The following is a 22665-nucleotide window of genomic DNA, read 5'->3' on the forward strand; positions in this document are numbered from 1 at the left end:
AAATTCAGCTTATTTTAGAATGTCATTTCGCTTAAAAAAATTCTCAAGGGTCTGACTGGAAAAGAATGCGACTCAAAATCTGAGATTCTGTCTCATCGCTTCTGTTACTAAGTTTCTTTAGGCATAAGAGGAGATCCTGACGCCTTAAACCTAAATCAGCACGCGCAAGCCTTTAAAAATTCAGGATTAAACAAATCGGTGTCTGTTTCTGCATCGTATACACAATGCCCTTCGCTGAACGTTTTCAACACTTGATAATCTTCGTCAATAATAATAAAGTCAGCATCCATGCCCGCTGCCAGCCTACCCTTATGGGTTGCACCATAGACTAAAGCCGGATTCCGCGAACTCATTTTTACGATTTCCGTCAGCGGCAAATGCAAATTTTCAGCTAAATTACGAATTCCTCGAATAACCGGCAAAGTAGATCCACACAAACGTCCTGTATCCGATAAGCAATACCCTTGCTCATCGATATTGACGTCGAACATTCCGGACAGATGATAGCGTCCGATCGGCGCCCCTGCCATCGGTACATTATCAGAAACCATCATAAAACGATCATACGGATTCTTTTTTACCCGCAGCATCAGCTCAATCATCTCATTGGCAACATGCAGCCCGTCGCAGATCAATTCATTATAAACCTCATCATTGAGCAGGCAGGCGCCTAAGCCTCCCATTCGACGATGATGAATACCTTCCATTACATTTGCGGTATGTGTAGTAACGGTGATCCCCCAATCAAAAGAAGTCAGCGCCTCCTGATACAAGGCATTGCTGTGGGCAAAAGCACAACGAACCCCCTGCGAACTCAGCAATTCAATCGCAGCTTTCGCACCCGGCAGTTCCGGCGCAATGGCAACCAGCTTCAACATTCCCTGCGCCGTATCAATCATATCCTGAACATGCTGTAAATCGATATCTGGATGTCCGGTATCAATCCCCTTTTCTCCAACACGATTCAAATAAGGCCCTTCACTATGAATACCGATCGGCTTCGCACCATCAATCGGTCCTTGGGCCACCACCTTCACGATCGCTTCAAACAAGCTGAAATCCGCTGTCGGCAGACAGGCAGTGACACCTTGTGAGGCTAAACCTTTCAAGTAACCACGAACCACAGCTTCAGGATTTTCCTGTTCTCCCATTAAGCCATACCCCATTGTTCCATGATTGTGCGTGTCGATAATTCCCGGCAGAATCCGATGATCTTCAGCATCAATATCAATGGCTACTCTAGCCGTAGGCGGTAAAATTTCTATGATCCGGCCTTCATCAATGTTTAAAATACCGCTGATCATTCCCTGATCTGTAATTATACGATTAGATTTTACAAACATGAACATTCCTCCTTTAAATCACGATAAGTAATTAATTCGATCTGATGCTCTTTCAGAAAAGCTTTTACTTTGGGACTGGTCGCCATGGCTAAATCTTTCATACGAATCATGGTGTAGGTCGTTTCTTTCATCAGATCTTCCTCCACAAATCCGCAATGACAGATAAAATAACCAATTTCATGCTGCAATGAAGCTTGCAAAGCTTGGAGAAAATGCTGCTCCACATCCGTTTTTAGCTGATCTTCGATCGGAAAAGGCTTCGGTGTCCATGTGCAGGGAATCATCGATATAGCGTTACTGTTCATGACATCCAGGGTCATCAGAATATTATATTTTTCCGCAATGACTCGCGCTGCCTTTTGTGTATTCGGAGTTGCCATCGAATGGCCATGAAAATACTCTGGTTTACGGCCCATCAATTCAATAAACCGTTTGACCTGATTTTCAGTTTCCAACAAGACCTCTTCATAATTATAGGGATCTTGCTCAAAACACAGACACATTCCCTGCCGTCCGATCACCTTGCCCTCGCGCATACGCTGAACTGAAGGCACAAAGTGTCCATCAGAATTGACCAATGACGGGACTTCTGCAGGATCGCTGATCGGCTTTCCTGCAACCAGATTGATATCAATCCCTACGCAGACTTCGGCACAATCCCGAATTTTTTCAGCAGCCCGCGCAGAACTGGGCATGTTCACAAATAAACCTGTATTGCGAATAATCCCCTGATGAATCCCTTTCAGAATCCCATCCGCCACAGCATCCGTTAAACCATAATCATCACTCTGAAATAATAATTTTTTCATCTTCCATTTATCCTGCCTTTCAATATTTCTAAAATACGCTCCAGTCGTGGGATATCGATCTGACAATCTCGGTTGGAACGTGTATGCCGCACAACAAACTGATGCTTATCAATGGATCCGGACGCTAAAAGCACACTGCGGTCAAAAAAGCGCAGACCATTATCAGGATTCTCATAAATCTTATCAATCCAATCTTCCGCTTTCCAGCCAGAAACGTCAACCCCTTTTTTGTGCGCACAGACCATTTTCTCCCCATAAGCCAAACAATCGAGTAAAATAACTTCCGCCTGCGATGGACAATGCTCTTTTAAGAGCTTCAATCCTTCATAAGAACTGCAGCATTGATCTACCAACACAAATGCGGTTGTTGTGGAAGAGGAACACTCCTGAATCAATCGAAGTACTAATGCCACGGAAGCACTGTTGCGGTTAAAATTCATGCGGTTGCCGCGATTATAGAGCAGGCTGATACCGATACAAGCTGTCAAAATAGCAAGAATCACCATGACTATTTTCATCGCTAAGCTTAATGACTTCAAGGAATAAACAGCAAAGGCAGCTATGAAAAAACAAAGCGCTGCCAATCCCCATTCTAACGCTAAATTCCAGCCCTCTGCCTGCGTATTCTTGCGCGGATTCAGTGGATAATACCGAATCGGCAGATGCGCCTTAACCGGCGTGTCATAAGCGCAGGCAATAACCGTCTTCGCGTGAGCAAGATCGCCAATCACCAGATTGCAGACATGCAGTAGGCGGGAGTGCTGAGTCTGGAATTCCGTTTTCCAGCCTGCCTGCCGGCACTGCCGGCACATCTCCGCTAAAAAAACCTCTTTTTGTTTTTGCGTATAACGACGTGCCAACGTCACGCCGACCAACATCATTTCATCTTTCATGCGTTACCTCCGAAGGGAAAACAGGCTATGAAGCTCAGTCCTCCATAGCCTAAACTAAACTCTAATTTTTAGAAAATTCTGAAGAAAGCACCAACCAAAGCAAACACGAAGATGCCTAGAATCAGCTGTGTCGGACGAGCTCCCTTTTTAATCAGACGGACTAAGGTAAATAACAAGACTACACCTAACAGCCCCGGGAAGATGGAATTCAGAACATCCCCAATAACAACGGATGTCTGCCCCACATTCAACGTCCAATTTAATGGAACACTAACCATCTGAGCCGTCATGGCACCAACCATGATCAAGCCAAGAACGGAAGCCGCCTTGGTCAAGGCTCCCATCAGTCCAGAAGAGAAGACCATGTCGATGAAAGAGGTGCCATAAATATAACCCCAGTTCACAAAGAAATACTTAACAATCGACTGCGTGACCCCATAAAGCAGGATGAAGATCAAAGTTCCTAATATCGAGCCTTCCGCACACAAGCCAATACCGATCCCGGCCGCAATGATTCGAAGGCAGTTGAAGAACAAGCTGTCAAACATTCCCGCTGTCGGACCCATCAGAGCAGCTTTGATACTTTCAATCGTTTGACCATCGATTGAGTTTTTCTCCTTATGCTCTTTTTCCATGGCATAAGCTAAACCCGCAATAAAACTGAATGGAACCGCATGTGTATTGAAGAAATTCTGATGCCGCAGGTACGCTTCACGCTTTCCTTCCATATCATCCTTATAAATACTCTCAATCGCCGGGGCCATTGTGATCGTAAAACCATTCGCTTCCATTTTCACCATATTAAAGCTGGTGAACACCAAATGGGACCGCAGGAACATGGATTTTAAAATTTTCTTTTCTTCTGGTGTTAATACTTTCTTGTCCATTAGAAGAAATCCTCCTCATCTGTCTTTGCTGCCGCACTTGTCAATGAATTCTTTAAATCAATACTGCGCTTTTCTCCCATAAACATCGTGATTGCAATTGCCGCACCTAAGATAGCGATTGGCAAAGTAGCCATGCCTAAATAAGCAACCAGGACATAACCGACAAAGAAGAAGATGCCCACTTCGTTATTCCAGATCATTGAGGTTAAGATCGCGAAGCCAACGCCCAACATCATGGAAGTTGCAGCACCCAGACCCGTCATAACCCACGTCGGCATGCCCGCCAAGAAAGCATTCAAGCCTTCAACACCATACGAAACAGCAAAGAACAGAATGACGACGTTGATCAACGGTGTCAAGCATGAAAAACCAATCGTTTGGAATGCAAATTTACGCGGGTTGCACTCCGCCGCCAGTTTCTCCCAATAAGCGGCCAGAGAAGCCCAGATCGGTGTAAACATACCAGCAATAGAAGCCATGACCGTACCAATAGGTAAGGCAATAGCCAAGCCTGCTTCAATATCGGCACCCGTCAGAATGGTATAAGCAACGGCGATGATGCTGGATGTTGTAGCATCAGCGGGAATAGAACCCCCGATTGCTGAAATTCCCATGAAGATCGATTCCAAAGAAGCCCCCATAATGATACCTGTTTTGAAGTCCCCCAAAATCAGACCCGCCAGTGGAGCAACAACGATTGGGCGATTAAGACACTGCCAAGACATGATGTAGGGATCTAAAATAGCAATGATATAATAGGCTAAACAAATTTGTAAAGCTGCGGATACCATATTTCTCCTCCTCTTTTCCTAATAAACTACGGTAATATGTTGGTTTACAATCCCAGAATCTTACTTAATTTCTCCGGATTATCTTCCGGTGTGGTTTGATAAACCGTATCGATTCCAAAGCTCAGAACTTTCTTAAAATCTTCAACTTCATCCTCGTAAGCATACAAATTGGAACCATACGTCCGTCTGGCAAGATCGCCTTGCTTTGGCGCAATGCGTCCATAGTTGCCAACATTGATCAACGGAATATCCTTCACTTCCTCCAAAATCTGAATTAAATCTTTTGGATTAGAAATGATAACCAGGATCTTATGCCCTGCCGCACGCGGATCTTTCAGTAATGTAATAGAATCGGCAACAGAACGAATGGTTACCTTAGCGGTAGCAGGAGCAGCCATCATTAAGCTTTGCTGAATGATTTTATTTGCAGCAGCCTCATCATTAGCTACTACAATTCGATCCACCCCCGTATGTCTGGACCATTTAATCGCGACCTGTCCATGGATTAATCGCTCATCTAAACGTACTAATTTAATCATTTTTTACATCCTCCTTTCTTTAGAAAAAATCCTCTTGTTCCTCCGTTAAGTCCGGCAACTGCACAATACTTAGCATTGATCGGCTCTGCTCAACAATTTGTTCAAGTTCCTCAGCAGTCACTTCCGTCTTAGTTGAAAGCTCAAGAACACAGGCCAGATTTACGCCCCCAATCAACGTTGTATTTGGCTTCTGCAGATAAGTCATCATGACCTGATTAACACTTCCGCCAATTAAATCTGACATTAATAAGACTTGATCTTCTTCAGAAACCTCTGCATAAAAAGCATCTAATTTTTCCTGAACTGATGATTGATCAATATACGCGTCAAATACAGTAACATTGTTGGAAGCCCCCATCAAAATATCCAGCGAACTTTTCATACCGCTGGCTAAATGACCATGGGATGACAAAAAGATTTTCAGCATGCTATACCCCTTTCTTGTTGTATTTCTTATCAACGAGTTAACTATATCCCGTTATTGTAAGCGTTACCACGTCCATTTTTTCCGAAAAAAAAGGGAAAACTTTCTATATTTCCCTTACATAAGTGAAATTGGCAAAGCCTTCAAACTCTCGCGAACAATCTCCGTCAACCCGATAACATGATGATTTTCAATCAGCATCCACAGATTTTCATTATCCCTGAAAAATGTCATTAACAGATCATTCACAAATCTTGCAGCCTCTAAACAATGATCAAAATCTACACTGATTACAACAATATGCAAAATTGGCTGATCATCAAATATTTTTTCCTGATTTAGCTGATAGATTTCAAAAACACCTTGACTAACAAAACGCCTTTTAATAAATAAAATACACACTTTATTGGCAACACTGGTTTTTGCCGAAAAATGCAGATCCGCATTAATCTGTTCCACACTCTCAGCGTCTTTTCCCATCTTAAAACTTATTAACCGAATAAAAGAATCCATGTTCTCATACTCAAAATCCCGATAAACATTAAAAACAGACAAATGAAGATGATTAAGAACTGACTGCAGCTGAACACCTGACAAGATCACTTGATTGTAAATATCATTCATTTGTTTTTGCGTCGGAATGCTGTTAACCATTAAGCAAGGCCAGTCATACTTATAGGAATAATATGGATAACTTAAAATCGCCCAATCATAATCTTCCACTGGCAATTTTCGCATTTCATAAAGTTCATAAACATCTAAACAAGCAAAATAGGAATCAAATCGCCTTTCGATCATCTGTTTTAAAATTCCTGACGAAATATAACCACCGCCATTCGATAAGACCGCTCGAATAGGTTTAAAGGGATAGGAAATCATAAGCAGCAATGTATTTAGATGACCAGCAAAAGTAAGTAAATTATACAGACCAAGTTTACAATGATACTGGGTCTCAAACATAGAAGATAAATTATAGGTCAATTTTGCAGCCAAAGGGCAATCTTGAATTCGGGAATCTTCTGAATGCAAACTTTTTACACTATGGAATAACGCATTGAAATCTTTTTGTACCAAAAGCGGGATCAATCCAGCGCACAAAATCTGATTCCAATCTGGAATTAATGTAAGATCAACATGGTAATCTTTTTTTATGGATTTACAAAAAGCTATGCTTAATTTGTCAGCCTCTTCTGCCAATTCAAAATATTTTTCAGAAAGATCACAATCAAATGGAATATCTGCCCAGAAAATCAGAAGCAGACCAAAAGCCAGAATTTCATCTTCACTGACATCAAAACCAGAAAAATGTCCGCAATTTTCAATAACCATTTTAGCTACATGATATTCCTGAAAACGATGGATATAATCACGCTGTTTTTGAGATAAAGTAATAGTATATCCTGCTTGATAACGAGAAACCATCAGTAATAGATAACGGGATAAACGCTGTGTGTTTCCATCTAAAATATGGCATTCTGATTCTCTTAATGTCTTTAAAAAAATGTGCCGAATTTCATAGCGCTCCTCATCCTCCCTTTCAAAGAAAGACAAATAATCTGTATTTTTATACAGATTCACTGCCTCGTGATAGTGATTTTCAAAAATACACAACATTAACATTCTTCGATCAAATTCACTGCCTTTTACCAGAGGACCCTCTTCATGCCTTTTTTTAAGACGCAAATTAAATTTGCTTAGAAGAAAATTTACTTCTTTCATTTCTTCTCGGATTGAACTCTTCGTGAGATAAAGCTCATCAGCAATGTCTTCTATTGTTAAAAATTTTTCCTCTACAATGATACGTCGCAAAATATCATTCGTTCTGTCATTCTGTGCCCGAGGCGTTTCCCCAACCGCTGAAAAATGAATGGTTAACTGCTTTTTAACAGGAGCAAATCGTTCCTCGTCGAAAACCTTAAGAACATAGCCTTTTCCTTTTTTAGCTATCAAATCAGCGCCGCTCGCTCTAGCAAAAGCTTCTAATTCAGCAATATCATTTTTTATCGTCCGCTCAGTAACCCCTACTTTCTTGGCAAGTTCAAAAGACCGAATATACTCTTCCTGCTGAGCAAGAATATAGAACAACTGTAGAATTCTCTTTTTTTCATTGGCCATTCTAATCCCTCCATCTTTTGTAGTTGGTTCATAAAGTAGACTTTTTGCACCAGGCAAATTCACGCTTAAAAAGTAGGGTTTTTCCAGTAATTCTTATTATATTTCAATCGTCAGGTAAAGTCTACTTTTTCATCCGAACTAGAATCTTGCTGCAAAAATGAATAAGGGTTAACCAAGCAATTAGAAATTTTAAATTTCTCTGAGATGTTAACAATTGAATAATAGATTTTCTTTGAAAATCATCGAACTAACTAAGTAAAAAAGCCTCTGGCTACGAGGCTTTTACTTGGTTAGTTCGAACTGCACAGGGTTTTATTTAATGAGTTCCCAAATCACTCGTCCTGATACAGAGCATATAGCTTACCAGGCTGCTCAAAAAATCATTTTTGAGCTCAGAGAAACTACTTTAATAATTGAACTAACCAAACAGACAATTTTGTTTCTCTATTTATAATATACGCAAAAAATCAAAAAAACCCCCATAAAAAATCAATTTTCTTAAAACATTTACAATATCTCCTCAGTTTTTTACTGAAACACGTCATTATCAGAAAACAAAGGACCCTAAAAAGGATATGACGATGAATACACTACACAAGCTTAATTTTGATTTTTTCGCCTAGAAAACCAAGCTCTTTTTGACTTCTCCTTGCGGGCAACAACTGATTCTCTAATTATCGAAGCCGCAAAACTCGATTCAGATGAACTGTCAGATACAACATTTCTTCTTCGCTCAATTCCTGTCCATAACTGCTGGCAACATACTTTTTTATTTTTTCCGCACATTGATATTCCTGACTACATCGCTGACGAATCATCCCAAGCATACTCAGGTCAGAATTCTCCAGCAATTCTTTACGCAAAACTCGTTTGGCAAAAAACTCCAGATGAATGATTAATCTGGAATAATCCAGGCTATTGAAATCAATTTCTCTATGAAAGTGATATTTGCAGATGTTTAAAATATCTTTAATCATCTCAACGATCAAATAACTAGAAGATGGATCTTGTTCTTTATCGCGAGCATTGACAATATGAAAAGCAATGTTTCCCGCTTCATCAATTGGAAATTCCTGATTAAATGCAGCATTCATGAGCAATCTTCCCTGCTGCCCTACCGCAAACTCTTCCGGATAAATCCGCTGGACCTCAAATACCAGCTTATTTTGCAGGCGCACTCCTTTTTGCATGCGCTCCCAAGCAAATTGAAGATGATCGATCAAAGCTATCGAGAGATAAGGGCTTAGCTCGCAGGATAACTGTGCCTGTGCTAATTTCGTAATCTGTCCAGCAATCTCAATAATCCGGATGTCAGCCTTTTCCAACATTTCCGCATAGTCACTGATTTGAGTACAATTCTGTGGAACAAAAACCCGTTCAATTTGCGAAGGATCGACAATATCACCTTTTTTATGATTGTAGCCTAACCCACGTCCAAATAAAATATATTCCTTATCCTGCTCCTGAGCCAGTACCACGCTTGAATTCAAGAGTTTCACGATCACCACGGAGTTCACCCCCTATCTGTTTTTGATTTGATTCTGCATCCAATAAAATGATTTCTTTTTTATTCTTTTAAAAGTTCCGATGCCATTATCATCTACATCACAATACACTAAACCATAACGCTTTGACATTTGTCCACTAGATGCAGATACCTGATCCAAAAAACTCCACATAGTATAAGCAAGAATTTCTACACCATCCTTCTCAGCTTCATTTAAAGCATGAAGATGAGCCTCAAGGTAAGCAATTCGATAATCATCTTCAATTATATCATTCGTTACCACATCCCGAGCTCCCAAACCATTTTCCACAATCATCAGTGGAATCTGATATCGATCATACAAATAATTAAGAGCGTAACGCAGCCCCTGTGGATCAATCTGCCAACCCCATTCGCTTGTCTTTAAAAATGGATTACGAGCACCACCGAACAAATTACCCGCACTTTTTTCTGCGGTTGCTTCAATGCTTGCAGCATTGCTGCAGTAATAAGATGTCGTGAGAAAATCAACAGGATTCTGAGCCAACGTATCTAATTCCGCTTGCGTTCGTTCCAACTGCAGAGCTTGTTCATCAATCTTTCTTTCATATGTACCAGGATATTTCCCACGGACTAAAACATCCGCTATTGAAAGGGCATTTCGTTCTAAATCATAGGCCAACATAATATTTTCCGGTCTGCAGTCAACTGGATAGATTGGTGAATAGGCAATCATAGCTCCAATCTGAATCCCTTTTCCTAACGCATGTGCGGCAGCGATTGTCTGTGCGTTAGCATACAACATATTATGCAAGGCTTGAGCTTTTGCTTCTTCAGGCTTATCCGTAAGATCTACCCCCACCGCCAGCGTACATGGAAAATACAATAACATATTCATCTCATTAAACGTAATCCAATACTTCACTCGATCGCCATAGTGTTCCAATAAAAACTGACTATATCTCAGAAAACAACGTATAAACTCCTTGTTTTCCCATCCTCCATACTTTTCAGCAAGCGCCTGCGGGATTTCCAGATGACTCATCGTAACGATGGGCACGATCTTTTCAGCCAATAATTTGTCGATTAAATCATCATAATGTTTAACTGCCAATGGATTTGGCTGTATCTCCTCTCCCTGTGGAAAAAAACGTGACCAAGCGAAAGAAAAGCGCAAACATTCCAATCCACACTCTGCCATAAGACCAATATCTTCCTGATAACGATGGTAGAAATCCACAGCCTGATGCGTAGGATAATAATGCTTGCCATCCGGCTTCGGATATCGTCGTGTCAGATCCCTGCGTCCAGCCGGTACGGTATCACTGATGGATAAGCCTTTCCCATCTTCATCATAAGCCCCCTCGCTTTGAGAAGCGGATAAAGCCGCCCCCAATAACATTTTGGTTTTCCCCATTCTTATTCCCCCTTTTTCACGCGAAGCAGTGGGGTATTAGCGGTTGCCACTCCGCCCGCAAGCTGCTGAATCTGAACATGTTCGCCATTTGTTATAACTACAGGCGTTATCATATCATATCCCAGTTCATTTAAACGGTCTAAATCCATTGTAGCAATTAATTGTCCGGAACTGACTTTTTCCCCTTTTACAACCTTGTTCTGAAAACCATTCCCTTGCAGATTTACTGTATCAATTCCTAAATGAATTAAAATCTCAGTACCTAATTCTGTCGTAATACCGATTGCGTGACGAGTTTCAAATAACGCAGTAATTGTTCCGGAGACAGGCGCATAGACTTGTCCCTCTTGCGGTCGTATTGCCAGACCGGGTCCCAAAATACCTTCAGAAAATATTTTATCTTGGACTTCGCTTAATTCACAGATCTGTCCTGTCACAGGTGCAAACAATGTTTCTTCTATTTCATTAGCAGGTCGCTCCTTTTCGTACATCGTTTTCGAATCATTTGTTTCTTCTTGGTCATCAAATCCCAAAGCAAGAGTCAGAATAAAAGCCGTTACAAAAGAAACGATACAACAAACGACAAAAGCTAATATATTGGAAACTCCGCCTGCAATAAAGCCTGGAAAAGCCATCAATCCCGGACTCAGGAACGTATACGCACGTAATCCCATGATTACAGCTACAATCCCACCGGTGAACCCTGACGCAAGAACAGCCCAGAATGGCCTTTTCAACTTGAGTGTAACCCCATAAAAAGCAGGCTCCGAAATTCCAAAGCAGGCAGTTAAACCAGCTGAAACAGCAAGCTGGCGAAATTCTTTATCCTTAGTCCTTAATGCTACCGCAAAGCAGGCTCCTCCCTGCCCCAGATTCGTTGGCAGTCCCGTAACTCCCATCAAAACGATATAGCCCAATGAAGCCAATGACTGGAAAACTAATGGAAACAATGCATACTGCATTCCTGTAATGACAATCAGTGGGGCAATGACAGACATAACAATCGTCACCAGCCAGCCTGCCTGTTCCTGAAGCCAGGCCACCAGCATTGCTAGATAATTGCCGCAGATCGCTCCTGCAGGACCAATGATAACCAATGTTAAGGGGATCATGACCATTAACGTGATCAAAGGTTTAATGAAGTATTTAACAAAAGAAGGCGTAATTCGCTCCGCAAAACGTTCAACATAAGACATCACCCAAATTGCAATGATGATGGGTAATACCGAGGATGAATAGGAGGCCGCTGTAACGGGAAGGCCAAACAATGTCAGCGGAGTTCCAGAGTTCGTCATCGCGATGAAGTCAGGATGCAGAAGACAGCCTGCTAGAACTACAGCTACAAAGGGATTACAGCCAAATTTCTTCGCTGATGTAAATGCCAGCAGCATTGGCAAAAAATAGAAGATCACGTTTGAACAATAATTGATGATTTGATAAGTAGAGGAATCTGTTGCTATCCAGTTGAACGTGGTAAGCATAACCAATACAGCCTGTAGCATTGCACAGCCGCACAATGCTGGTAAAATTGGAGTAAAAATTCCTGCAATCGTATCAATAACCAAGGAGATAAGGTTTCCCTTTTTTTGAACTTTTTCTGAGGATTCCTTGTGTTCACCGACAATTTGATTTACGGCATAGAATACGCTTTGAACTTCATTGCCAATTACTACTTGGATCTCGCCCATTCGTTTATTCAGTTCGAGTACACCAGACAGTTGTTTTATTGCTTCTTCGTTGATTATCGCTTCATCTTTCACAATAAAACGTAATCGTGTTGCACAGTGTGTTACTTGTCGGATGTTGCTTTTTCCACCCAAAAAATCTACAATTTTCTGAGCCAGTTCAGCATACTTCATGTTGTTCCTCCTCACTAAGGCACTAAAAAAGACCCAACAAAAAACATACGTTTTTTATTAGGTCTTGCCTGAACGAAATCAGTAACATGCCTTAAAACTAGTTTCATAATAACACAAGAACTGAGCGTCTACAATAGGAGATGTAAACTTTTTAAATTTTTATTCTCTGTTTCTTTTTTCATAACTAACGTGCAGTTCTCAAAGTTAAATACCTTCTTAATCCATTTCGTAAGAACAAATAATAAAAAAACCCTAACAGGGTTATAATGATTAATGGAGCGAATGATGGGAATCGAACCCACGTAGTCAGCTTGGAAGGCTGAAGTTCTACCATTGAACTACATTCGCATAATTAAGTGGTGTCCCGGAAAGGAATCGAACCTTCGACCCACTGATTAAAAGTCAGTTGCTCTACCGCCTGAGCTACCGGGACATAGATAATCTAAATAAAAAATGGCTGGGGCACCTGGGGTCGAACCAGGGAAATGACAGAGTCAAAGTCTGTTGCCTTACCGCTTGGCTATGCCCCACTATCTTAAAAAAGAATGGTGGAGAGGGGCAGATTCGAACTGCCGAACCCGTTGGGAACTGATTTACAGTCAGCCGCGTTTAGCCACTTCGCTACCTCTCCAACTCCTGGTGCCGACTATAGGAATCGAACCTACAACCTACTGATTACAAATCAGTTGCTCTGCCAATTGAGCTAAGTCGGCAATAAAAAAATGGTGGAGGCTGAGGGGCTCGAACCCCCGACCCTCTGCTTGTAAGGCAGACGCTCTCCCAACTGAGCTAAGCCTCCATCTTTTTATTGCTGATTACCAGCGCTTTAATAATATATCATAAGATAAGAATCTCGTCAACATTAAATTTGATTTTTTTGTCCTACACTGAACTACAGTAACTTGCAAAAGTAAATGCAACTCAAGTATTAGAAAAGATTGCACTTACATTTGCAAAACCTTAACCTGCATTTACTCTTGCAAATCGGTTATCATTTTATTGTATCTCCCTGCTTGTTTAGGAGGTTTGTCTTATGAGCCACTTTACTTTACAAGATCGTATCACGATTCAATCTGAACTTAGTCATCGTTCTCCGTTTCATTCTATTGCTCTTTTACTTTCCAAAAGTCCCTCCACGATCTCCCGCGAAATTAGAAACCATCTGCTTGTCCGTGATCGTTCCTCTTATCCTCAAGTCCGCATGATGAATGACTGTGTGCATCGCTTTGAATGCCGGCTCCGATGCGTCTGTCAGCCTCATTGCCGTTTTCAAAACGGAAACTGTCGCTTTTGCGGCCACTGCTTCCGTTTTTGCCAGCGTTATGAGAAAGAAATCTGCCCTTCTCTTTCTCATCCCCCTTATGTCTGTAATGGTTGTCCTCATCGCAATCGCTGCACACTGGAACAAAAAGATTATAAGGCGGATGTCGCTCATCAAGAATATCGCGATACCTTGGTTGAATCTCGTTCCGGTTTCAATTTATCCGAACTTGAACTCACTTTCATTAATCGGGAACTGACTCCACTGATCAAAGACAAGAAGCAATCGGTTCATCATGCCTGTCTGGTCAAAGCCGACATTCTCCCTTGTGATGAGAAAACGATTTATAATCTTATTGATGCCAACCTACTTCCGGATATCAAAAACCTAGATTTGCCTCGAAAGTGCCGTTTAAAGCCTAGAAAATCAGGGCGAAGACAACACAAAGTCGATAAGAAATGTCGCCTTCATCGCACTTATGAAGATTTTCAGAATTTCATCCAAACGAATCCCGATGTCTCTATTGTTGAGATGGACACGGTCGAAGGTGTGAAAGGCGGAAAGTGTATTCTCACCTTCCTCTTCAGATCCTGCAACTTTCAATTATACTTTCTGACCGATCACCACACTTCCCAAGCTGTCATTCATCAAATCGATCAACTCTATGAACAAGCCTTAGGTCCTGAGCTATTTAAAAAAATGTTTGAATTGATTTTAACGGACAATGGCTCTGAATTCTCTAATCCAACTGCCATTGAAAACGATGCCTTGAATCAGCCTCGATCCCGCTTGTTCTATTGTGATCCTGCCGCTTCCTATCAAAAAGGGGCTTGCGAGAACAATCACGAGATGCTTCGACGCTTCTTCCCGAAAGGCTTATCCTTTGATGATTTAACACAAGAACAGCTCAATCTCATTTCAAGCCATATCAATTCCTACAAAAGAAAAAGACTGAACAATCACTCACCTATTGAGTTATTCAGTCTTCTGTTTGGGAATGAAACGTTGGATAAATTAGGGGTTGTCCAAATCGCTCCTGAAAACGTTTGTCTTTCCCTACATGGCCTGAAAAACAAGTAAATGTTACACACAGGGAGATACGTTAATCACAGTGTTCAAAACGAATTTAGACGATTGCATTTACTCTACGAAATAAACTGCATTTCTCTAAATGTCTTTTCTTGTACCCTTTTCATCTCGTTTCTATCGTTATTTTAACACTTTTCTCCGATTTCTTCCCTTCTTTTTTTATTTTCTTTCTTCCTTTTTTCCCTTTTCTTATCCTGTCTTTTCCTTTTTCTCCGTACTTGCATTTACCTTTACAATTGACCTACACTGAACTACACTCTAATTTTTTTCTCTGAAAGTATCTCTGCTTTCTTATATATTTAATGATTTTATGCCGAGAAAACTTATTGAAAACGAGTGCCCCTAAGATATACTTGTGCAGCCAAGACTCGTAAACATATTATTTTCGTCCTTGGGCAATGCTTTGGGTTCTTAGGGGCAGAGGCTCGTTGTCAATAAGGAAATTGGAATAAATCTGAAACATCTTTAATAAGTTAGAAGAACACAATAATACTGAGCTAGAATCAAAATATTTTTATCTATTGATTTCCATTTTCTAAGTTTTCCTCACAAGTTCACACTCAAAAGCAGGATTTCAAATTATCGAGTTATTCAGTTTTTTCTTCAACTGGCTGATATGGCAACATCCAAGATTCACTATTTTCAATCAAATTCAATAGGGCATCTTCTGGCGCAATTCTCTGTTTTATCACATCTTCGGCAATTTCGATCAACTGAATTTCAGCAAGCATATCCCAGCCTCTAACTGAGGGATCTTTTTCAAAAGCAACCATAGATTCTTCTTGAGAGAAAGAGAAAGCATAGCTGATCTGCCTTTGATTTTCATTTTTAAACTCTAGATAATAAGGCTTAATCCGATCAGAATCCACCTTATCTTCCATTTCCTCTTCAGATGATATAGGACGATTCTCAAGTTTATCCACATTTGTTACTGCCGGGATCGTATTAACTGTACTTATATAGGCTTGAATACCCATTTCGCTGCGAATTAATCGCAGAACTTCGTTCGATGCTGAAGGATATTTTGTTCCTTCCGCAAGCAAGTAACCTTTTGTCTTCGCTAAAGGTGCGAGTGTAATACTTTCCCACGAAGGCATAGGAGAAAAGTAAAAATCCTGTTGTTCTATATCTTCCTGCTGGTTGTAATACATCCAAGTTCCTACTAAGGAAAAAGGCGATATTAGTTTTTCCAGATAGCTGTCATACAGCCATCCCTCTTCAAAAACTCGATCATTCTCTACACGATAAGGAAGAATCTCTTCTTCAGTTTCAGAATTATCTTGGGCTTCTTGTTGCTCATCTGCATCTGACGGTAATTCCTCTTCTGTTTTCTCTATTTCTGGGTCAGTCTCTGCTGGATCTTCCTCCGTTTCATTCAAGTCAGCTGACTGTGCCTCATCGCTCTCATCCTCTTCATTTGCATTTAAATACCAAGGATGTTCTCCCATTGCTCTCATGAATTTTAAAGTCTCCAAGAAACTATCAGAACCTACACCCGGCGCAAGTGCTTCATGGGATGCAAAGAAGCGAAAATCATCAGCACTAAAAAATCCAAGAGAAGCCCACAGCTCAGATAATGAAAATGGGAAAACAGCCGTTATTTTCCGATTATGATAATCCCGTTCACGACCATTCCAGTCATCTGCCAGCGCCATCAATTTTTCGAAACTATCAAAATTATCAACCAAACCATCCTCATTATCATCCGTTACATCATAGCCCAGTTCACCAAGCATTGTGACATTGGTGGAAAATACCATTCCATAATAACTCATCGGCACATAACGTAAACCATCCAGATTTAAAAGTTCGCCAAATTGCAGTGGTACATGTTCCTGAATCTCATCTTTTAATTCAGGTTGGACCGGCATAAAATGATTAATGATCTGCGCGGCATCATTGCTCCACAGCAAGGCGATGTCAGTTTTATACCCCAGCCATGTCGCGGCATCAAAATCCTGTACGACAATCGGTTCAATCACATTCATCTCTTCAGGGTGCTCTTGATTCCAAAGTTCAACTAACGCCTGACCATAAGCTTCGGTTTCTACCATAACTCTGACTTTAGCGTCCTTTTCAACTTGATATTGCTGCAGTTCTTCATCATAACAGATTATTCCGTTTTCAGCGATACAAGGCTTTTCTTGGGTACACCCTCCAAGCATGACCATGAATCCGATCCAAATAAATACTAGTCTTCGCATTTTCTTCACCTCAGTGTCCAATTAAACCGTTATCATGGTAACAGACTTCTAAAAGATTGACAAATTTATTTTTGTTTTCCCCTTGATCTATGAACATAAAAACTTAAATTCTGCCAATCCTAATGCTTTTCATGATAGAATAAACTTGAAAATATCAGTTGATAAAGGAGTATTTTATGAGCTATTTATTAAAGTTGCAACAAGCCTTGAAGCGCCAAAAGATTTTGCATGATTATCCTTTTAATTATACCCTTCCAGATCTTTTTGACAGCCTGGACTTGAAATGTTCTTCAAAATATCGCTTGCCCTCGGGTGAAATTCGTGTTGATCCTTATGAATTTTTCGACGAATTGATCAATTCGCTGCGAAAAGGAAATTCCGAACCTGTCTGCCAGCCTTATTATATGGATCATCCAATTACACGTCCAGCTGCTCACGGAAATTGGATTCGCCAAAGCAGTGTTTATTCGTGCATGATTCGAACATCCAGCAGTTGGGATCATGACCGCAGCGGGAACCTGGAAAGTGAAAATCTCTATGGATTAAAGGAAACAGGTACCTTTGTCAAAACGTTGGCTCTGATTCCATTATTAAAGAAAATGGGTATCGATACTTTATATTTACTGCCGATCAGTCAATACTCAACAAAAAATAAAAAAGGAGATTTAGGTTCTCCTTATGGGGTCAGTAATTTTTTCAAATTGGATCCCAGCTTAAAGGACCCAATGACCGGCGGCGAATTAAGTGTTGAAGATGAATTTAAAGCGCTCGTAGAAGCTTGTCATTGTCAGGATATCAAAGTAATCATCGATATTATTCCGCGGACAAATTCTGTAAACTCAGATCTGATTGCGGAACACCCAGATTGGTTTTATTGGATTGATGTTAACCAGTTATCCACATATGTGCCTCCATATGTTCCGGGTGTTGAACCTGGCAGTACGGCGGATCCAAAATACTTAGAACTGATGTACGCCAGTGAAGAGGTTCTCAAGCACATTCGTAAATTCCAGCCAAATCCACAAAGTTTGGATTCAAAAAAGTGGAAAACAGTTGTATCTCAATGGAAAAAGGGAAAAGGTGAAATATTAGATTTAGTCCAAGAAGCCTTTGGAATGACCGTAGCTCCTGCCTTCAGCGACTGTATTAATGACCCGCAGCCGGCCTGGAACGATATAACATTTTTCCGGATGTATTTAGATCATCCGACTGCCTCCGTTCCTTTTTTACCAAAAGACGAAAACTTCAATCCCTACATTCTTTATGATGTTGCGAAATCAAGCCTGAATCCTGGCAGTCTCATCAATCAGCCTTTATGGGATTTGTTAAGTCAGATTATTCCATATTATCAAACAGAGTTCGGAATTGATGGAGCGCGAATTGACATGGGACACGCACTGCCATTGGAACTAGTAAAGCAGATCATTGAAGCAGCCAGAAAAATTGATCCGCATTTCTGCTTTATTGCGGAGGAGTTGGATTCACAAAATGCCTCTGTATCCTTGGAAAAAGGGTATAACATGATTATCGGCGGAGGGTTTACAATGGAAACGCGGCCAAAGGAAGATAAATTAAATGCCTTTGCCTACGGAGCTTCCGCCTTGCCTTGCCCAGTCTTTGCTGTTGGCGAAACTCACGACACCCCACGGTTAAGTGCCCGCGAAGGGGGTCAGCGCTTAAGCCGGATGTTAACCTTATTGAATTTATTCATTCCCAATTGTGTACCTTTCCTTAATTCCGGACAGGAAGTCTATGAGCTTCAACCGATGAATACCGGATTGGATTGTCGTCCAAACGAACAAGATCAGCTGCCCGAGTCTGATCCGTATTATCGGAAATTAGCCTTATTTGACCGTTATGCTTTCCATTACCTGCATCCGCAGCGATGGGAATTGCCAACACTTTTGGAAGAGGCTTCAAAAATTCGCTATCGTTATCGCTCTGCTATAACCCGAAAGCAGGATCAATTTCCACTTATGTTTGAAGGACCTTGGATTCCTGCCTTAGGTTTTGGATATGCCCTTAAGCGTTCCATGATCTTAGTGATTGCCAACCATGACCTGGATCACCGCCATCGTCACTGGATCCGTACGGATAACCTTCCAGAAAATTTTCAAAAGGTTTTGAGTTCCGCAACAGTTATCTTTACTTCAGAAAGCCGAAATATCGAAATTGATTTGAGTCTGGAAATAGGTGATCGAGCTCTTTGCGCTGAATTTTTACCTGGAGAAGTCAAGATTATTGAAATTTCCTGCTGAGTCATTGTGAGCTTTCCTTACCAGATGCCCGTATAGAAGTGCATATCAATCAAACTTTACTGAATCCGGATATCATTTTTCCTGGATTCAGTTTTTATTATAAACAAACTTGAAGCCTTTAACTGTGGAGAATCCGTCTAGACAGCCTGAATCGTCATCAGCTTATTTATTCTGTCTTTCTTTGAAGTTCTGGCTTGTTATCTTTTTATTCCACGTTTCTGTGTCCATGCTATAATTAGAGAAAATAAGGAGGATCAGGCATGCAGAAGTGTTTAGTTTTCGGTTCTTTAAATCTTGATTATTTTTATACTGTCGATCATATCATAGCTCCAAAAGAAACGCAGTCCGCTCCGCAGATGCAGTGTTTTTGCGGAGGCAAAGGGTTAAATCAGGCTGTTGCTTTAAGTCAGGGCGGTGCTTCCGTAAACTTTGCCGGATGTTTAGGGCAGGCAAGTTCCCTTTTAACTGAGACTCTGACTCAATATCATATTAGCACAGAATTTTTACGGCAAGTGGATCAGCCAGCCGGACACGCTATTATTCAGGTTGATGGAAATGGCCAAAATGCAATTTTAGTTTATCCAGGAAGTAATTTTGCTGTGACTTCCGAACAGATTGACGAAACCTTAGCGCATTTCCAGAAAGGAGATCTGCTGGTCATCCAAAACGAAATCAATCGGCTGAATGAATTGATCTGTAAAGCACACCAGCGCGGCTTGATCATTGCGCTTAATCCTTCGCCTGTGCCTGTGGATCCAAAAGCTTTGCCCTTGGAGTTGGTTGATCTATTATTTATTAATGAAGTTGAGGGTGCTTTCTTTTCAAGCGAAAATGATCCTCAAGCGATCCTTGACTACTTTGCAAAAACTTTGCCCGACACTCAGATCATCTTGACCTTAGGAGATCAGGGTAGTTGTCTGCAGACTGGCCGACTGCGAATCTCGATGCCTTGCTGTCCGGTCGAAGTCATCGATACAGTCGGTGCTGGTGATACCTTCACAGGTTTTTTCTTAGCTGCCAAATTAGCGGGTAAAAGTGCTCTCAATTGTCTGGCTATGGCCACTGCGGCCAGTGGTTGTGCTGTCAGTAAAAAAGGCGCCTCTGCTTCAATTCCGTCTTTGGCTGAAACAATGGCTTTGCTGAATAAACATCGTGATTATTTATGGAATCAGAAAATTGAATTCAATTTTTAAAACGGCTGGGCAAGATACCAGCTTTTTTTATATCTTAATGTCATTTCCTGGGAAATTTCTTACATTGTAATGTATGTATTTAATCCAGCTTTTTCCCAAGCAAAAGACATAGACTGCCACCTGCATATCTTTGTTTCAATCATTCCAGCAAATTCTGCGAAATCAATATGAAACAATGATAAAAAAAAGATCAGAGAGTGATGTACCCATCTCCTTTAACGAAGATTAGACATCAGTTCTGACCTTTTTATATAGTGTAACTACGGTTTCCCGAAGAATTCAATTCGATTCTCTTAATTCTCCTTCCGATCTATGGTCATCTGAAAAATTACATATTCTCCTGTGCAGCCGCAATTCGGCCTGCACGACGGCCAAAGGTCACTGTTCGGCCGCAGGCAGCACCTGTGGACAGGTTCGGATAGGTTGCTGAGAAATAAGCTCCACTGTCATTGCCGACGACATACAGTCCTGCAATGGGATTCCCCTCCGTATCAATCGCATTCATATTCAAATCGATTTGAATACCATCCATGGTGCATAAGATATACCCACAGTTCTTAGCGCCGTAAAACGGAGCTGTGCGCAGCGCGGACATCCGATGAGCTTCTTTACCGAAGTCTTCATCTACACCTCGATCATACAGTTCATTATAGCGTTCAACAGTGGCCGCTAGTTTTTCTTTTGGCAGTCCTAATTTATCCGCTAATTCCTCAATCGTATCAGCCTGCTGAACGAAACCGTCCGCAATCAGTCCTGGAAGCATACCTTCCGCAATTACCTGATAAGGGATATTGGGATCAGCATTATTGGGGAACGGAATTAGTCGTGAACAGCCGTGAGTTTTAAACTCCTGAACATACTCTGTCCAATCATTGTCAAACAAAGTGAAGTGGCAGTGATCTTTTTGGAATTCATCAGTATGCAGAATTCCTTCATAAGTGCCTGATTCGTTAAAGAAGCGTTCGCCATCTTTGTTGACCTTTAAAAACGGCTGTGACCCCATCCAGAAAAACCCGCTTTCACCTTTTTTCAGCTGATCAATTCCCGGCTTCGCATCCAGTTTCAGTGCCGCTCGATCAAACATCATCATCGAATGGGTCTCATCAAATTTGCCCCCTGCCCAGATGCAGGCCTTAATCCCATCACCGGACGCCCCCGGAATTGAACCATTGCGGCCCACCATGGCGACATTTTCCGGCTGCAGTGCCTGAAGCATATCATAGTTCAGCGAATAACCGCCGGTGCAGACTATTACGCCTTTTGAAGCTTTCACCTGGATATAATTTTCTTCCGCATCCTTTGCGATAATTCCGGTAACCCGACCGTTTTCCTTCGTCAGCTTGATCATCGTTGTCTGATAACGGAATTCTACGCCATGCTGCAGAGCGTAATCCGTCAGCACAATGTTTCCGTTCAGCGAATTTCCCTCGCCGTCATCACTACCGGTCCAACGGGGAGAGTGACCGGTAGGAAAATGTTTGTAGCGGTCATCCGGATCATCGCCGCCGGCTTCATGCCACAGTTCAACACCGCGTTCTGCCAGTCGATCCCCATACCAGTCAATGGTTTCTCCTGATTCCTCGCAGAAAAGTTTAACTAGCCGCTGATCTAGGTGACCATTGGCAATATGTGTCATTTCAGTAATGTAATCAAACTTGTCAATCTGTGTTCCCCATTCCTTCTGATAGCGGGAATTGATCGCACCCAGATCATCACGAATACCGCCGCCTGTCGGATACTTTTCCACGACAAGCACCTTAGCTCCGTTCTCGGCTGCCGAACAGGCTGCAAACATCCCGCCGGTTCCTGCTCCAACAACCAAAACCTCAGTTTCCAGAGTTTCCTTGATCGCCTCTGCGTCAATCTGCGGTTCCTGACCTAGCCAGTCGTCAGCTGCCGATTCCGCAGTTGGACACGGCTCATTGACCGTCGGTTCATTCTCCGCAGCACAGCCGCCTAACAAACCTAACGCAGCGACACCTAAAGCGCTGGCGGCTGTTCCCTTTAGAAATTCCCGTCTTGAAATTCCCTTTTTTCCCATTTGATTTTCCTCCTTTGTTCATGGTTTCTCAAATTATAAATCCATGTCTAAGCCGG

Annotated in this window: 16 protein-coding genes and 6 tRNA genes; 3 read left to right on the forward strand and 19 right to left on the reverse strand. The window is 41.5% G+C overall.

Annotated elements, in window-relative coordinates; genetic code table 11:
- Nucleotides 1-155: 155 nt before the first annotated feature.
- From BN162_RS07050 to BN162_RS07130, 17 genes are all read right to left on the reverse strand, one after another.
- Nucleotides 156-1343: an N-acetylglucosamine-6-phosphate deacetylase gene (locus BN162_RS07050; protein WP_020224373.1), complete on the reverse strand. Its 1188-nt coding sequence runs from the start codon at nucleotides 1341-1343 to the stop codon at nucleotides 156-158.
- On the reverse strand, nucleotides 1334-2152 hold the full coding sequence (locus tag BN162_RS07055; RefSeq protein WP_020224374.1) for a ChbG/HpnK family deacetylase: 819 nt from the start codon (nucleotides 2150-2152) through the stop codon (nucleotides 1334-1336). Before BN162_RS07055 ends, BN162_RS07050 begins: the two co-directional genes overlap by 10 nt.
- Entirely contained in the window at nucleotides 2149-3045 is an 897-nt protein-coding gene (locus BN162_RS07060) for a hypothetical protein (protein WP_020224375.1), read from the reverse strand. The genes BN162_RS07055 and BN162_RS07060 overlap by 4 nt, the downstream gene beginning before the upstream one ends.
- 68 nt (nucleotides 3046-3113) lie before the next feature.
- Nucleotides 3114-3932 carry a PTS system mannose/fructose/sorbose family transporter subunit IID gene (locus BN162_RS07065; RefSeq protein ID WP_020224376.1) on the reverse strand — a complete coding sequence of 273 codons (819 nt, stop codon included), beginning with the start codon at nucleotides 3930-3932 and terminating at the stop codon, nucleotides 3114-3116.
- Nucleotides 3932-4723 (reverse strand): PTS mannose/fructose/sorbose/N-acetylgalactosamine transporter subunit IIC, encoded by a 792-nt coding sequence (locus BN162_RS07070; protein WP_020224377.1) that lies wholly within the window; start codon nucleotides 4721-4723, stop codon nucleotides 3932-3934. The genes BN162_RS07065 and BN162_RS07070 overlap by 1 nt, the downstream gene beginning before the upstream one ends.
- 44 nt (nucleotides 4724-4767) lie before the next feature.
- Nucleotides 4768-5262, reverse strand: a complete 495-nt coding sequence (locus tag BN162_RS07075) for a PTS sugar transporter subunit IIB (RefSeq protein ID WP_020224378.1) — start codon at nucleotides 5260-5262, stop codon at nucleotides 4768-4770.
- Between the two features lie 19 nt (nucleotides 5263-5281).
- Entirely contained in the window at nucleotides 5282-5689 is a 408-nt protein-coding gene (locus BN162_RS07080) for a PTS sugar transporter subunit IIA (RefSeq protein ID WP_020224379.1), read from the reverse strand.
- 114 nt (nucleotides 5690-5803) lie between these two features.
- Nucleotides 5804-7801 carry a BglG family transcription antiterminator gene (locus BN162_RS07085; protein ID WP_020224380.1) on the reverse strand — a complete coding sequence of 666 codons (1998 nt, stop codon included), beginning with the start codon at nucleotides 7799-7801 and terminating at the stop codon, nucleotides 5804-5806.
- Between the two features lie 674 nt (nucleotides 7802-8475).
- Nucleotides 8476-9309, reverse strand: coding sequence for a PRD domain-containing protein (locus tag BN162_RS07090; protein ID WP_020224381.1), 834 nt, complete (start codon nucleotides 9307-9309; stop codon nucleotides 8476-8478).
- 12 nt (nucleotides 9310-9321) lie between these two features.
- Nucleotides 9322-10704, reverse strand: coding sequence for a glycoside hydrolase family 1 protein (locus tag BN162_RS07095; RefSeq protein WP_020224382.1), 1383 nt, complete (start codon nucleotides 10702-10704; stop codon nucleotides 9322-9324).
- Between the two features lie 2 nt (nucleotides 10705-10706).
- Nucleotides 10707-12563 (reverse strand): beta-glucoside-specific PTS transporter subunit IIABC, encoded by a 1857-nt coding sequence (locus BN162_RS07100; RefSeq protein ID WP_020224383.1) that lies wholly within the window; start codon nucleotides 12561-12563, stop codon nucleotides 10707-10709.
- A gap of 274 nt (nucleotides 12564-12837) precedes the next feature.
- Nucleotides 12838-12911 (reverse strand) — tRNA-Gly (locus BN162_RS07105).
- 9 nt (nucleotides 12912-12920) lie between these two features.
- Nucleotides 12921-12996: transfer RNA gene (locus BN162_RS07110), tRNA-Lys, on the reverse strand.
- A 21-nt stretch (nucleotides 12997-13017) separates the two neighbouring features.
- Nucleotides 13018-13093 (reverse strand) — tRNA-Gln (locus BN162_RS07115).
- A 16-nt stretch (nucleotides 13094-13109) separates the two neighbouring features.
- Nucleotides 13110-13194 (reverse strand) — tRNA-Tyr (locus BN162_RS07120).
- Nucleotides 13195-13200: 6 nt separating this feature from the next.
- Nucleotides 13201-13276 (reverse strand) — tRNA-Thr (locus BN162_RS07125).
- Between the two features lie 10 nt (nucleotides 13277-13286).
- Nucleotides 13287-13362: transfer RNA gene (locus tag BN162_RS07130), tRNA-Val, on the reverse strand.
- 234 nt (nucleotides 13363-13596) lie between these two features.
- Here BN162_RS07130 and BN162_RS07135 point away from each other — a divergent pair.
- Nucleotides 13597-14904 carry an IS30 family transposase gene (locus BN162_RS07135; RefSeq protein WP_040451220.1) on the forward strand — a complete coding sequence of 436 codons (1308 nt, stop codon included), beginning with the start codon at nucleotides 13597-13599 and terminating at the stop codon, nucleotides 14902-14904.
- A gap of 596 nt (nucleotides 14905-15500) precedes the next feature.
- Here the strand turns inward: BN162_RS07135 and BN162_RS07140 are convergent.
- On the reverse strand, nucleotides 15501-17117 hold the full coding sequence (locus BN162_RS07140) for a hypothetical protein (protein ID WP_020224386.1): 1617 nt from the start codon (nucleotides 17115-17117) through the stop codon (nucleotides 15501-15503).
- A gap of 176 nt (nucleotides 17118-17293) precedes the next feature.
- Here BN162_RS07140 and BN162_RS07145 point away from each other — a divergent pair, with 176 nt between their 5' ends.
- On the forward strand, nucleotides 17294-19375 hold the full coding sequence (locus BN162_RS07145) for an alpha-amylase family protein (RefSeq protein WP_020224387.1): 2082 nt from the start codon (nucleotides 17294-17296) through the stop codon (nucleotides 19373-19375).
- A 260-nt stretch (nucleotides 19376-19635) separates the two neighbouring features.
- Complete coding sequence (locus tag BN162_RS07150) at nucleotides 19636-20568, forward strand: ribokinase (protein ID WP_020224388.1); 933 nt, start codon at nucleotides 19636-19638, stop codon at nucleotides 20566-20568.
- 328 nt (nucleotides 20569-20896) lie between these two features.
- On the opposite strand, the gene BN162_RS07155 is transcribed toward BN162_RS07150, so the two are convergent.
- On the reverse strand, nucleotides 20897-22609 hold the full coding sequence (locus BN162_RS07155; RefSeq protein ID WP_020224389.1) for an FAD-dependent oxidoreductase: 1713 nt from the start codon (nucleotides 22607-22609) through the stop codon (nucleotides 20897-20899).
- Between the last annotated feature and the right edge of the window lie 56 nt (nucleotides 22610-22665).

The sequence above is a fragment of the Holdemania massiliensis AP2 genome (genome assembly GCF_000327285.1).
Taxonomy (GTDB): Bacteria; Bacillota_I; Bacilli_A; order Erysipelotrichales; family Erysipelotrichaceae; genus Holdemania; species Holdemania massiliensis.